The sequence below is a fragment of the Neisseria sp. P0019.S002 genome (assembly GCF_051957155.1).
GTDB lineage: Bacteria > Pseudomonadota > Gammaproteobacteria > Burkholderiales > Neisseriaceae > Neisseria > Neisseria perflava.
This window is the reverse complement of record NZ_JBQCWS010000002.1, coordinates 229,621-242,671: the sequence shown is the minus strand read 5'-3', so window position 1 is coordinate 242,671 and position 13,051 is coordinate 229,621. Positions and strand designations below refer to the sequence as shown.

12 protein-coding genes are annotated in these 13,051 nt (G+C 49.9%); 5 read left to right on the top strand and 7 right to left on the bottom strand.

The window, feature by feature from the left end; genetic code table 11:
* Positions 1 to 12 precede the first annotated feature (12 nt).
* Positions 13 to 2,808: a DNA polymerase I gene (polA, locus tag ACTHTY_RS04510; protein ID WP_440366588.1), complete on the bottom strand. Its 2,796-nt coding sequence runs from the start codon at positions 2,806 to 2,808 to the stop codon at positions 13 to 15.
* Between the two features lie 181 nt (positions 2,809 to 2,989).
* Here polA and ACTHTY_RS04505 point away from each other — a divergent pair, with 181 nt between their 5' ends.
* The 5 genes from ACTHTY_RS04505 (at position 2,990) to ACTHTY_RS04485 (ending at position 7,331) form a co-directional block, all read left to right on the top strand.
* Entirely contained in the window at positions 2,990 to 3,490 is a 501-nt protein-coding gene (locus ACTHTY_RS04505) for a hypothetical protein (RefSeq protein ID WP_049331682.1), read from the top strand.
* 53 nt (positions 3,491 to 3,543) lie between these two features.
* Positions 3,544 to 4,212 (top strand): PspA/IM30 family protein, encoded by a 669-nt coding sequence (locus ACTHTY_RS04500; protein WP_440366587.1) that lies wholly within the window; start codon positions 3,544 to 3,546, stop codon positions 4,210 to 4,212.
* A gap of 1 nt (position 4,213) precedes the next feature.
* Positions 4,214 to 4,648, top strand: a complete 435-nt coding sequence (locus ACTHTY_RS04495; RefSeq protein ID WP_440366586.1) for a hypothetical protein — start codon at positions 4,214 to 4,216, stop codon at positions 4,646 to 4,648.
* 99 nt (positions 4,649 to 4,747) lie between these two features.
* A complete protein-coding gene (locus tag ACTHTY_RS04490) occupies positions 4,748 to 5,413 on the top strand; it encodes a YqiJ family protein (RefSeq protein WP_250578954.1) in 666 nt (221 codons plus the stop codon).
* 211 nt (positions 5,414 to 5,624) lie between these two features.
* Complete coding sequence (locus ACTHTY_RS04485; RefSeq protein WP_440366585.1) at positions 5,625 to 7,331, top strand: flotillin family protein; 1,707 nt, start codon at positions 5,625 to 5,627, stop codon at positions 7,329 to 7,331.
* Positions 7,332 to 7,709: 378 nt separating this feature from the next.
* Here the strand turns inward: ACTHTY_RS04485 and ACTHTY_RS04480 are convergent, their stop codons facing one another.
* From ACTHTY_RS04480 to ACTHTY_RS04455, 6 genes are read right to left on the bottom strand one after another with little or no spacing between them, the layout of a single operon-like run.
* Positions 7,710 to 8,135, bottom strand: a complete 426-nt coding sequence (locus ACTHTY_RS04480) for a F0F1 ATP synthase subunit epsilon (RefSeq protein WP_049331696.1) — start codon at positions 8,133 to 8,135, stop codon at positions 7,710 to 7,712.
* A 10-nt stretch (positions 8,136 to 8,145) separates the two neighbouring features.
* A complete protein-coding gene (atpD, locus tag ACTHTY_RS04475; protein WP_003683789.1) occupies positions 8,146 to 9,543 on the bottom strand; it encodes a F0F1 ATP synthase subunit beta in 1,398 nt (465 codons plus the stop codon).
* 38 nt (positions 9,544 to 9,581) lie between these two features.
* Positions 9,582 to 10,457, bottom strand: coding sequence for a F0F1 ATP synthase subunit gamma (gene atpG, locus ACTHTY_RS04470; protein WP_101755791.1), 876 nt, complete (start codon positions 10,455 to 10,457; stop codon positions 9,582 to 9,584).
* A 24-nt stretch (positions 10,458 to 10,481) separates the two neighbouring features.
* On the bottom strand, positions 10,482 to 12,029 hold the full coding sequence (gene atpA / locus ACTHTY_RS04465) for a F0F1 ATP synthase subunit alpha (protein WP_003676111.1): 1,548 nt from the start codon (positions 12,027 to 12,029) through the stop codon (positions 10,482 to 10,484).
* Between the two features lie 10 nt (positions 12,030 to 12,039).
* Positions 12,040 to 12,573 (bottom strand): F0F1 ATP synthase subunit delta, encoded by a 534-nt coding sequence (locus tag ACTHTY_RS04460; RefSeq protein ID WP_004519004.1) that lies wholly within the window; start codon positions 12,571 to 12,573, stop codon positions 12,040 to 12,042.
* Positions 12,574 to 12,577: 4 nt separating this feature from the next.
* Complete coding sequence (locus tag ACTHTY_RS04455; protein ID WP_003708446.1) at positions 12,578 to 13,048, bottom strand: F0F1 ATP synthase subunit B; 471 nt, start codon at positions 13,046 to 13,048, stop codon at positions 12,578 to 12,580.
* Positions 13,049 to 13,051 lie beyond the last annotated feature (3 nt).

Sequence of the window (13,051 nt, the reverse complement as noted above, 5' to 3'; positions counted from 1 at the left end):
ATTTATAGTTTATCAATGCGCCTCTTCCCAATTCATCCCCACGCCCACTTCTGCCACCAGCGGCACGTTCAACATCCCCTCATCCACTTTTGCCATAATCTGCGGCAGTTTTTCTTTGACCAAATCCAGCTCTGCTTCGGGTACTTCCAACACCAATTCGTCATGCACCTGCATGATCAGTTTGCTTTGCAGGCCATCTGAAACCAGCCAGCGGGATACGTCTATCATGGCGCGTTTGATGAGGTCGGACGCTGTACCCTGCATAGGGGCGTTGATGGCGGCGCGTTCGGCTCCGGCGCGGGCGTTGGCGTTTTTGTTGTGGATGTCGGGCAGGTAGAGGCGGCGGCCGAACAGGGTTTCGACGAAACCTTGGGCGGCGGCTTGTTCTTTGGTGCGCTGCATGTATTCGGCGACGCCGGGGTAGCGGGCAAAGTAGCGGTCGATAAAGTTTTTGGCGGAGATGTTGTCTATGCCCAGCGATTTGGCGAGGCCGTATTGGCCCATGCCGTAGATCAGGCCGAAGTTGATGGTTTTGGCGTAGCGACGTTGTTCGGACGAGACGTTTTCGGGGGCGATGCCGAATACTTCGGCGGCGGTGCGGCGGTGTACGTCTTCTCCGTTTTGGAACGCGGCGATGAGGGTTTTGTCGCCGGAGAGGTGCGCCATGATGCGCAGCTCGATTTGGGAGTAGTCGGCGGAAACGATGACGCTGCCTTGCGGTGCGGTAAAGGCGCGGCGCACGCGGCGGCCTTCGGCGGTGCGGATGGGGATGTTTTGCAGGTTGGGGTTATTGCTGGCGAGGCGGCCGGTAATGGCGACGGCTTGGGCGTAGGTGGTATGCACGCGACCGTCTTTGGGGGAAATCATTTCGGGCAGTTTGTCGGTGTAGGTGGATTTGAGTTTCGCCAGGCTGCGGTTTTGCAGGATGATTTTGGGCAGGGGGTAGTCGGGCGCGAGCTGTTCGAGCACGGCTTCGTTGGTGGAAATGCCGCCTTTGGCGGTTTTTTTCAGACCTTTGGTGGGGATGCCCATTTTGTCGAACAGGATTTCTTGAAGCTGTTTGGGCGAATTGAGGTTGAACGGCTGGCCTGCGGCGGCGTAGGCTTCTTGTTCGAGCTTCATCAGCTCGGCGCCGAGTTCCGCGCTTTGGCGGGCGAGTTCGGCGCGGTCGATTTGCACGCCGTTGCGTTCCATTTCAAACAATACTTGCGCGACGGGCAGCTCCATTTTTTCATACATTTCAAGCTGTTTGGCGTCCATCTGCGCGCGCAGGTGCGCTTCGAGGCGCAGGGCGAAATCTGCGTCTTGGGCGGCGTATTCGGTCGCCTGCTCAATGGCGACGTCGGCAAAACCGATTTGCTTCGCGCCTTTGCCGCACAGCGATTCGTAGGTAATGGTTTCCAAGCCCAGCCAGCGTTCGGACAATTCGTCCAAACCGTGTCCGAGATGGCTCTCTATGATGTAGGAAGCGAGCATAGCGTCGCCGGTAATGCCGTTTAGGGCGATCTCGTAGTTGGCGAAAACGTGTTGATCATATTTGAGGTTTTGCCCGATTTTTTTCAGAGCAGGATTTTCCAAATGCGGCTTCAGACGGCCTAATACGTCTTGCAAATCAAGTTGTTCGGGTGCGGCAGTCAGGCTGTGTCCTACGGGGATATAAACCGCTTCACCTGCTTGGAACGCAATGCTGATGCCAACCAGCGCGGCATTCATCGCGTCTAATGACGTGGTTTCCGTATCGATGCCGATTGTGTCCGCCTGAGCCAGTTTGTCCAACAAGGCGGCAAACTGTGCTTCGGTGGTAACGGCTTGATAATCCAGTTTCTCAGGGGCTGGGGCAAGTTCGGGTTGTTTTTCCGGCTGTGTTTCCATCGCCAATGCGGCCTGTTCGCCGATATGCTCGCTGCCGAATAAATCTGTGTTTTGCGCTTCGTGCATACGGCTCTCTGCCTCTTTCAACCAAGTACGGAAACCCCAGCGTTTGAAATCAACAACCAGCTGCGCCCATTTAGGCGTAGTGCGGCGCAGGCTTTCAAGGCCGTCTGAAAGCTCGGTGTGCAAGTCCACATCGGTTTTAATCGTTACCAAGTCATACGACAGCGGCAGTTGGGGCAGCGCGGCTTGCAGGTTTTCACCAACCTTGCCCTTGATTTCCGCAGCGTGTTCCATCACACCAGCCAGCGAGCCGTAGGCTTCCAGCCACTTCACCGCGGTTTTCGGGCCGCACTTCTCCACGCCCGGCACGTTGTCCACCTTGTCGCCCATCAGCGCGAGATAATCGCGGATTTGGTCGGGGCGCACGCCGAATTTCTCCTTCACGCCTTCAATGTCCAGCGTCTCGCCGCTCATCGTGTTCACCAGCGTTACGCGCTCGTTCACCAACTGCGCCATGTCCTTATCGCCGGTAGATACCACCACGTTCCACCCTGCTTCGCTAGCCATCTTAGCCAAAGTGCCGATAACGTCGTCCGCTTCCACCTGCGGAATCACCAATACCGGCCAGCCCATCAGGCGCACCAAATCCGGCAAGGCTTCCGCCTGCGGGCGCAAATCGTCCGGCATCGGCGGACGCGTCGCCTTATAGTCGGGAAACATCTCGTGGCGGAAATTCTTACCCTTAGCATCAAACACCACCGCGCAATAGTCGTGCACATAATCCGCACGCAGCCGGCGCAGCATATTCAACACGCCATACATCGCCCCAGTCGGCGCACCGTCGGGCGCGGACAAATTCTGCCCCATAGCATGATAGGCGCGGTAAAGATAAGAAGAGCCGTCAACGAGAAGGAGTGTGGGTTTGTTGGACATGGGGAACCTGCTGTGTGTATGAAAATAATGTACGGATTATAAAGGAAAAGGCCGTCTGAAAACCGAAAATCAAGTTTCAGACGGCCTGATGTTTACATAAATATACGGTTTTAAGTATTGCGCCTCAGAACCCCATCTTGTATATTTGTATTCAAATGAATACAAACCAAAGCAAACGAATATGAATGCAACGAACCGTATCCCAATTAGTGTGCGCATCACTCAGGAAGATGCTGATTTTATTGCCGAACTAAAAATCGAAGGTGCGAATACGCCGTCTGAAAAAATCCGCGAATTGCTCAAGCTGGCGCGCTTGGCGCATACGCAGACACGCGATTACGGCTCTGCACTGACGGCGCAGGAGCAGTTTTTCCAAGCGGCAAAACACGAAATCTTGCACGCTGAAAAACAGGCTGGAGTGCATTCGCATATCGTGGCGAGGTTGTTTGAACAACTGCCCGATTTAGGCGCAACGCTCGCCGCCGACTTGCCCGAAGAAGCCGATCTCGACGATTTGAAAAAATACGAACGCGAACTGATGTGGCGCATCGTCCGCCTGACTGACAGCATCTTGCAACTCGCCGTAACAGGCAAAGGTGCGGCATACGACGACAGCGTTCTGCAACAGCTTGAAAACACTTTGAAACTGGCAAAGATTGTGCAGCAGGCAAATGAAGTTTAAGACTGCCGCCATACCAAATGAAACAAACACATTTTAGTGAAAGGAAAATCCAAATGAGCGAAACCCTATCCCGCCGAGTAGGCCGTCTGGTGAGCGGCGGTTTTCATGCCCTGATTGATGCGGCAGAAAACCTCGCGCCTGAAGCGGTAATGAACGAAAGCATCCGCGAAATTGAGCGTGCAGTAGATGAAGTGCGTGCAGAATTGGGCAAAGTGTTGGCACAGAAACATCTTGCCGCCAAGAAAATGGCCGACGAAAGCAACCGCCACGAAGCCATCGATGCCAATCTGCAAGCTGCCGTAGATGCCGGTCGCGATGACCTTGCCGAAGCAGGTATCGCCGAACAGATGGACATCGAAGCGCGTCTGCCTGTTTTGGAAAACACCATCGCCGATTGTTCCGCACAAGAAAAAGAGCTCGAAGGCTTTATCGCAGCCCTGCAGGCGAAAAAACGCGAGATGCAGCAGCAGTTGCAAGACTGGCGTGCTGCACAGCAAAGCATGGGTACAGGTAAAACAGCCGGCGGCAACGGCAGCGACCTCAACCGCATTGCCCGTGATGCTGAAAAAAGCGGCAATGCCTTCGACCGTGTGATGGGTCGCCAAAACTCGGTACACAGCAGCACTGATGCGGCGCAGTTAGCCAAGCTGAAAGAACTGGAAGACTTAAGCCGCAACAACCGCATTGCCGAAAGATTGGCAGCATTGAAAGCAGGGAAATAAGATGAATTTTGTTAATAAGATTTATGAGCTTGCTGATCAGATTGCTTACTACCATAAGATGTTGAATCACCATGCTGCATGGTTGCTGTTATCAACTATCGCGGTTTGGTCTCTTAGTGATAATCACCCCATACCCGCAATAGTTGCTGCTATTTTAATCATGGGATTCTATGCTGTTATTATTATGAATGACGTGAAGGCAAAATATGGAGACAAATTAATTGCAGATGGATGGAAAGTTTCTATTAAAAAAGCCATAAAATTGTTAAAAACCGAAATCTTGGAAAACTGTGACAAACAAGAGCAGCAAAAACTCTTAGATTTATTGGAGAAGAAGTGCCTAACTCAAATAAAATTTAAAAACTTCTTCAAGCACCGTTTATTTTGGATTGCATATATCTTTTGGGGATGGATGCTTTTAGATTTACTTAGATGAAATAGATAAAATCCAAATAAACCCCACCAACATTAAAAATGTATTATTCCAAATACAACTCCAATAAAGAAAAAATTAAAAAGAATAAGGAAATGCAATATGTGGAATTTAATCAACGCCCCCGAAACTGAAATCTTCGGCATTGCCATTGCGCTGATGGTTTTGCTCGGTGTGTTGGAAGTCATTTCCATGCTGGCAGGCGGTATCAGCGACTGGTTGGACAACCTGTTACCCGACAGTCTGACCGAAACCGCGCACGCCGAAGTCGGATTGGATGTGGCGGATGCAGGCATATTCGTGCGTTTCCTGAGCTGGCTGTATGTCGGACGTATCCCGGTGTTGATGTTGATGGTGGTATTTCTTGCCGTATACGGACTGACGGGTTATCTGTTTCAGACGGCCTTTGCCACTGTATTCGGCAGTTATCTGAATGGCACGCTGGCAGCAGTCATCGTCTGGTTTCTTTCTCTGCCCTTAGTACGAGTAACGGCTAGCGGTTTATACAAAATTATGCCGAAAGATGAAACCACTGCCGTTTCGCAGGAAAGTTTAATCGGGCGCGTCGGCACAGTGGTGTTGGGCGAAGCTCGGGTAGGCAATGCGGCACAGGTGCGCGTGAAAGATGCTTACGGCCAACAGCATTATGTGATGGTAGAGCCTGACTCTGAAGATGTATTAAAACAAGGTGATGCGGTATTGCTGGTGTCGTTGGACGGAAATACATTTAAAGCAATTTTGAATCCGAGCGGCAGCTTGGTAGATTAAGGCCGTCTGAAACTTCTGATTTATCGATACGGTAAAAATAGATGCTTCACCGCCCTATCCTCACCATTTAGAAATTTGAAATAACAATCAGAAAAACAACCACCCTATTATTTCAACCCATATTTTTAACCCTTTCAGACGGCCTCTCTCCCTCAAAGCCTTCTGAATCCACCGCCCCCAAAGGCATATTAACAAGAAGAAAGGAAAAACCATGAACTTGGTCTCCATCGGCACTATCGCCGGCGTCATACTCGTCGCGCTGTTTGTACTCGGCCTCATCCTGACCCGTCTGTATCGCCGTGCCAGCAAAGAAGTTTCATTTGTCCGCACCGGTTTTGGTGGCGAAAAAGTCATTATGAACGGCGGTGCGATGGTGCTGCCTGTATTGCACGAAATCATCCCCGTCAACATGAATACACTGCGCCTTGAAGTGCGCCGCGCAGCCCAACAAGCGCTGATTACCCGCGACCGTATGCGCGTTGACGTAATGGCGGAATTTTACGTCCGCGTTAAACCCAGCGCCGAGAGCATTGCGACTGCCGCACAAACGCTGGGTATGAAAACCATGTCTCCCGATGAGTTGAAAGACCTCGTCGAAGGTAAATTCGTTGACGCCCTGCGCGCCGTTGCCGCTGAAATGGCAATGGAAGAATTGCATGAGAAACGTGTTGATTTCGTTCAGAAAGTACAACAAGTCGTGAGCGAAGACTTGTTTAAAAACGGTCTCGAACTCGAAACCGTTTCCCTGACCGGCCTCGACCAAACCAGCTTTGAGTTCTTTAACCCTCAAAACGCCTTTGACGCGGAAGGTTTGACCAAACTGACCGAAACCATCGAAGGCCGCCGCAAAAAACGTAACGAAATCGAACAAGACACCGACTTGGCAATCAAAACCAAAAACCTCGAAGCCGAGCAGCAACGCCTGAAAATCTCGCGCGAAGAAGAATACGCCAAACTCGAACAAGAGCGTGAAATCTCAGTACGCCGTGCTGAACAAGAAGCCAGCATCGCCGAACAAGAAGCCCAGAAAAAACGTGAAGCGGAAGAAGCGAAAATTGCCGCAGAACGCGAAGTGGATCTGAAACGTATTGCCGCCGAACGCGACATTAAAAACGAAGACATTAGAAAAGCCCAAGCCGTTGAACAAGCAGAGGTTGAACGCCGCAAAGCCATCGAGTTGGCCGAGCAAGACCGAGCCATCGCCGTTGCTGAAAAATCGCGTGCCGAATCCGAAGCCAAAGCCGAAGCCGACAAAGCCCGCGCCGCCGCCGTTCGCGAAGAAGAGAGCGTGATTACCGTACGCGAAACCGAACGCGCCGAGCGTGCCAAAGCGGTGGAATTGATTGCCGCCGAAGAAGCCGCGCAAAAAGATGCAATTTCGCTCACTGTTGCCGCTGAAGCTGAAAAACAAGCTGCACAAGACCGCGCAGAAGCCGTGCGTATTGCCGCCGAAGCCGAAGCCGAAAAACACCGCCTGCAAGCCAAAGGTGAGGCCGATGCCAAAATTCTGTTGGCGCAAGCGCAAGAGCAACAATACAAGGTTGATGCCGAAGGTACACGTGCTGTGAACGAAGCTGCCAACGTCCTGAGTGTTGAACAGGTTGAAATGCAAGTGCGCCTTGCCCTCTTGAAACACCTGCCGGACATCATCCGCGAATCCGTTCGCCCAATGGAAAAAATCGAAGACATCAAGATTTTGCAAGTCAATGGTCTGAGTGGCTTTGCCGGTGGTGCAAACGGTGCGGAAGGTGTTTCAGACGGCCAAACTACACAAGCCAGCCTTGCAGACCAAATGGTCAACAGCGCCCTGCGCTACCGCAGCCAAGCCCCGTTGGTTGACGGTCTCTTGAAAGAGCTGGGATTAAATGGTGGCGATATCAACGGTCTGACCCAAGGACTGGATAAAACCATCGACTAATCATAAACAAATGCCGTAATAATGATTTAAAGGCCGTCTGAAACTTTTCAGACGGCCTTTTGTTTATACAAGAGCTTCCGCAAATTATAATATTTTCAATACTCACCAATTCAGATCTGTTGCAGTTGTAATAAATTAGGAATTATCCAACCTGCTTTTTGTGGTTAAAAAAGATTGAGTGGGCTATTCTTAGCCAAATAACAAGACTAACTGCTTTGAAAATGATCCGCCAACAATTGAGTCATAAAAACTGATTCTACCGTTTCGATTTCAAGCTTACCATCTACTCGTCTATCGGTATTTTAATATCAAACCGCTTATCTTCAGGCAAATAAAAAAGCACAACATTTCGTTGTGCTTTTTCTTGATGAACCCACATTACTTGTTTTTTTGCGAACGAAGGTAGTCCAAAGTTTTCAGCTGGGCAATGGCTGCTGCCAATGCTTTGTGCGCTTCGGCCAGAGATTTATCATCTTTGGCTGCAGAAACACCTGCCTCGGCTGCTTTTTTAGCGGCTTCAGCACGTGCCTGATCCATTTCTGTACTGCGGACGGCAACGTCTGCCAATACGGTAATCTTATCAGGCTGTACTTCTAAAACACCACCGGAAACGGCTACCAACACTTCTTCAGCTTCACCCGGAACAGTCAAACGCAATGCTCCGGGGCGTACCAAACTCATAATCGGCTCGTGTCGTGGATAAATACCAAGCTCACCTTGAACGGTTGGAACCACCACAAAGCTGGCTTCGCCCGAATAGATGTTTTGCTCGCTACTGACCACTTCAACTTGCATGGTGCTCATGCCGGCCTCCTTAGTTTAAGGTTTTCGCTTTCTCAGCCGCTTCTTCGATGCCGCCTACCATGTAGAACGCTTGTTCAGGCAGATGGTCGTATTCGCCGTTCAAGATGGCTTTAAAGCCGGCGATAGTGTCACGCAATGAAACGTATTTGCCTGGAGAACCGGTAAATACTTCGGCAACGTGGAACGGTTGAGACAGGAAGCGTTGGATTTTACGGGCACGCATCACAGTCAGTTTGTCTTCGTCAGACAATTCGTCCATACCCAGAATGGCGATAATGTCGCGCAATTCTTTGTATTTTTGCAGAGTAGACTGTACACCGCGCGCTACGTCGTAGTGCTCTTGACCCAATACCATCGGATCCAATTGGCGTGAAGTAGAGTCAAGCGGGTCAACTGCCGGGTAAATACCCAAAGATGCAATATCACGGCTCAATACAACGGTCGCGTCCAAGTGGGCGAAAGTTGTCGCTGGAGACGGGTCAGTCAAGTCATCCGCAGGTACATATACGGCTTGGATGGAAGTAATGGAACCGGTTTGGGTAGAGGTAATACGCTCTTGCAAACGACCCATTTCTTCAGCCAATGTCGGTTGGTAACCCACTGCAGAAGGCATACGGCCCAACAGTGCAGATACTTCGGTACCGGCCAGAGTGTAACGGTAGATGTTGTCAACGAAGAACAATACGTCGCGACCTTTACCGTTTTCGTCTTTTTCATCACGGAAGTATTCGGCCATAGTCAAACCGGTCAAAGCAACGCGCAGACGGTTGCCTGGAGGTTCGTTCATTTGGCCATACACCATGGCTACTTTATCCAATACGTTGGAATCTTTCATCTCGTGGTAGAAGTCGTTACCTTCACGGGTACGTTCACCCACACCTGCGAACACGGACAGACCGCTGTGCGCTTTGGCGATGTTGTTGATCAATTCCATCATGTTCACGGTTTTGCCCACACCGGCACCACCGAACAGACCTACTTTACCGCCCTTAGCAAACGGACACAGCAAGTCGATCACTTTAATACCAGTTTCCAGCAATTCGGTAGTTGAAGACAACTCGTCGAATTTTGGAGCAGTTTGGTGAATGGCACGGCTCTTGTCGGTATCGATCGGACCTGCTTCATCAACAGGTGTACCCAATACGTCGACAATACGACCCAATGTACCTTTACCTACCGGCACAGTGATTGGCGCACCAGTATTGCTTACAGACATACCGCGTTTCAGGCCGTCTGAACTACCCATTGCAATAGTACGGACAACACCGTCACCCAGAAGTTGTTGAACTTCCAGAGTCAGACCGTTCTCGTCCAATTTCAGGGCATCGTAAACATGCGGGATAGCGTCGCGTGGAAATTCCACGTCAACCACCGCACCAATAACTTGTACGATTTTGCCTTGGCTCATTATCGTATCCTAATTTCCTGTTCAGGCTTCAGACGGCATTAAACTGCCGCTGCACCTGCTACAATTTCTGACAATTCTGTGGTAATCGCGGCTTGACGCGATTTGTTGTACACCAAACGCAATTCTTTGATGGCATTGCCTGCGTTGTCGGTTGCGGCTTTCATCGCTACCATACGCGCGGCTTGTTCAGATGCCATGTTGTCGCTCAATGCCTGATAAACCACAGACTCTAAATAGCGGCGAACCAAATATTCCAATACGGCGATAGGACTCGGCTCGTAGAGGTATTCCCAAGTAAATGAAGAATGACCTGTTCCGTCGTCAATAACGTTTTCACCGATAGGCAGCAAAACTTCCATACGCGGCTCTTGGCGCATTGTGTTGACAAAACGTGAGTAAACCATATGGATACGGTCTAATTCATGCTTCTCATAACGTTGGAAGATTTCGGTCAAAGGGCCAAGCAACGCTTCCATTTTCGGGGTATCGCCCAAATTGGTTGCACTGGCAATAACATTCAAACCGATACTTTGGCATGCAGCCAAACCTTTACTACCCAGGCACACGACTTCGACTTCGATGCCTTGTTCCTGATACTCTTGAACTTGCGCCAAAAACTTTTTCAGTACGTTTGCGTTCAAGCCACCGCACAAACCTTTATCCGAGGTAATCAAAATGAAGCCGGCACGACGCACTTCGCGGTGCGGCTCCAACAATTTGATACCATGATCGGCATTAGTCTGTGCAAGATGGCTCATCACTGTACGCACTTTTTCGGCGTACGGACGCGCTAAACGCATCCGGTCTTGAGTCTTCCGCATTTTAGAGGTCGACACCATTTGCATCGCTTTAGTGATCTTTTGGGTATTTTGAACACTACGGATTTTGGTGAGAATCTCTTTTCCGACTGCCATTTCAGACTCCTTTCATCTCAATACTTATGCTTGGTAAGCGTAAGAAGATTTGAAAGATTTCATGGCTTCGGTCAATGCTTTTTCGCTTTCGTCAGACATTGCGCCTGATGCATTAATCGCTTCCAGAACCTCAGGATGTTGCGTACGTACGAAACTCAAGAATTCTGCTTCGAAAGCCAAGGCCTTGGATACCGGAACATCTGCGTAAGAACCGTTGTTGATCGCCCACAAAGTCAATGCCATTTCGGCAGTGTTCAATGTGCTGAATTGTTTTTGTTTCATCAATTCAGTAACTACTTCACCGTGTTGCAGCTGTTTGCGTGTTGCTTCGTCCAAATCGGAAGCAAATTGCGAAAACGCCGCCAATTCACGGTACTGTGCCAACGCCAAACGGATACCGCCACCCAGTTTTTTGATGACTTTGGTTTGTGCTGCACCACCTACGCGCGATACGGAAATACCGGCATTGATTGCAGGACGGATACCGGCGTTGAACAAGTCGGTTTCCAAGAAGATTTGGCCGTCTGTAATCGAGATTACGTTGGTTGGTACGAATGCTGATACGTCACCGGCTTGGGTTTCAATAATCGGCAACGCAGTCAGAGAACCGGTTTTGCCTTTTACTTCGCCATTAGTCAGTTTTTCAACTTCGTTTTCGCTGACGCGGGCCGCACGTTCCAACAGACGGGAGTGCAGATAGAATACGTCGCCAGGATATGCTTCACGGCCAGGAGGACGGCGCAACAGCAGAGAAATTTGGCGGTATGCAACGGCTTGTTTAGACAAGTCATCGTATACGATCAACGCATCTTCACCACGGTCACGGAAGAATTCACCCATGGTACAACCTGAGTAAGGAGCGATATATTGCAGTGCAGCGGCTTCAGAAGCAGTTGCAGCAACCACGATGGTATGCTCCATCGCGCCATGCTCTTCCAATTTGCGTACTACGTTGGCAATAGAAGATGCTTTTTGACCGATAGCCACATAGATACAGATAACGCCTGTACCTTTTTGGTTAACGATGGCATCCAGTGCTACGGCAGTTTTACCGGTTTGACGGTCACCAATAATCAGCTCACGTTGGCCACGACCAACCGGAACCATAGAGTCAATGGCTTTCAGGCCGGTTTGCATTGGTTGGTCAACCGATTTACGCGCAATCACACCTGGTGCAATTTTCTCGATTGGAGCAGTCAATGTTGTATTGATTGGGCCTTTACCATCGATAGGACGACCCAATGCATCAACCACGCGGCCAACCAGTTCGCGACCGATCGGCACTTCCAAAATACGGCCGGTACAGGTAACTGTATCGCCTTCTTTAATGTGTTCGTACTCACCCAACACTACGGCACCGACGGAGTCACGCTCCAAGTTCATGGCCAGACCGAAAGTGTTACCGGGGAATTCGAGCATCTCACCTTGCATCGCGTCTGACAAGCCATGAATGCGCACAATGCCGTCTGTAACAGAAACAACGGTACCACGGGTACGCACTTCTGCATTGACGGACAGATTTTCGATTTTGGCTTTAATCAAATCGCTAATTTCAGCAGGATTAAGCTGCATGAAAACTCTCCTAATTCGTCATAGTCGCATACAAAGCATTCAGTTTGCCTTGTACGGACAAATCCAAGACCTGATCACCCACTTCTACTTTGATGCCGCCGATTAATTCAGGGGCAACTTTAGCTACCACATCCAATTTGCTGTTGAAGCGTTTTGTCAGGATATCGGTAACATCGGCCAGCTGCTGAGAACTGAGCTCATACGCGCTGTAAATTACTGCCGATTTCGTATTGTTGTGTATCAAGGTCAAATCTTGATATTGGGCATAAATTTCCGGCAATACCAGCAAACGCTTTTGCTCGGCCAAAACGGTAATGAAATTTGCCAATTCGACATTTTTGATACCGACAAGACCTTTGAGCGTTTCTGCTTTTTCGGAAGCTCCCGTTTCCGGTTGCTCGATGAAAGCAATGACTTTCTCATCTTGAACAACCGCTGCGAGTTCTTTCAGTTCGCCCAACCAAGACTCGATTTGGTTTTTTTCCTGAGCCAGACTAAACAATGCTTTCGCATAAGGTCTGGCAATCGTTGCGAACTCTGCCATAAGATTACAGCTCCTGTTTTAAGGCACTGAGCAGATCTGCATGTTTGGAAGCATCGACTTCTTTACGCAGGATAGATTCCGCACCTTTAACAGCCAATGAAGCGACCTGTTCGCGCAATACTTCGCGCGCGCGGTTAACTTCTTGCTCTACATCAGCTTTTGCTTGGGCTGCAATGCGTGCTGCTTCATGAGAAGCTTGCTCTTTGGCTTCTTCTACAATTTTTGCAGCACGTTTTTCGGCGTTGGCAACCATTTCGGTTACCTGATTACGCCCTTCGGCCATAAGTTCTGCAACTTTTTTCTCTGCCTGCTCAAAATCGCTCTTACCGCGCTCGGCGGCAGCCAAGCCCTCGGCGATTTTTGCGGCACGCTCGTCCAATGCTTTGGCAATCGGAGGCCATACGAATTTCATCGTAAACCAAACCAAGCCAAAGAAAACTAGGATTTGCGCAAATAAGGTTGCATTAATATTCACGTT

Bases quoted from the DNA above. Each gene is read 5' to 3' on its own strand.
- atpG (WP_101755791.1), bottom strand. From the start codon at position 10,457: ATGGCAGTCGGAAAAGAGATTCTCACCAAAATCCGTAGTGTTCAAAAT.
- ACTHTY_RS04460 (WP_004519004.1), bottom strand. From the start codon at position 12,573: ATGGCAGAGTTCGCAACGATTGCCAGACCTTATGCGAAAGCATTGTTT.
- ACTHTY_RS04490 (WP_250578954.1), top strand. From the start codon at position 4,748: ATGTGGAATTTAATCAACGCCCCCGAAACTGAAATCTTCGGCATTGCC.
- polA (WP_440366588.1), bottom strand. From the start codon at position 2,808: ATGTCCAACAAACCCACACTCCTTCTCGTTGACGGCTCTTCTTATCTT.
- ACTHTY_RS04495 (WP_440366586.1), top strand. From the start codon at position 4,214: ATGAATTTTGTTAATAAGATTTATGAGCTTGCTGATCAGATTGCTTAC.
- atpA (WP_003676111.1), bottom strand. From the start codon at position 12,029: ATGCAGCTTAATCCTGCTGAAATTAGCGATTTGATTAAAGCCAAAATC.
- ACTHTY_RS04480 (WP_049331696.1), bottom strand. From the start codon at position 8,135: ATGAGCACCATGCAAGTTGAAGTGGTCAGTAGCGAGCAAAACATCTAT.
- atpD (WP_003683789.1), bottom strand. From the start codon at position 9,543: ATGAGCCAAGGCAAAATCGTACAAGTTATTGGTGCGGTGGTTGACGTG.
- ACTHTY_RS04500 (WP_440366587.1), top strand. From the start codon at position 3,544: ATGAGCGAAACCCTATCCCGCCGAGTAGGCCGTCTGGTGAGCGGCGGT.
- ACTHTY_RS04505 (WP_049331682.1), top strand. From the start codon at position 2,990: ATGAATGCAACGAACCGTATCCCAATTAGTGTGCGCATCACTCAGGAA.
- ACTHTY_RS04485 (WP_440366585.1), top strand. From the start codon at position 5,625: ATGAACTTGGTCTCCATCGGCACTATCGCCGGCGTCATACTCGTCGCG.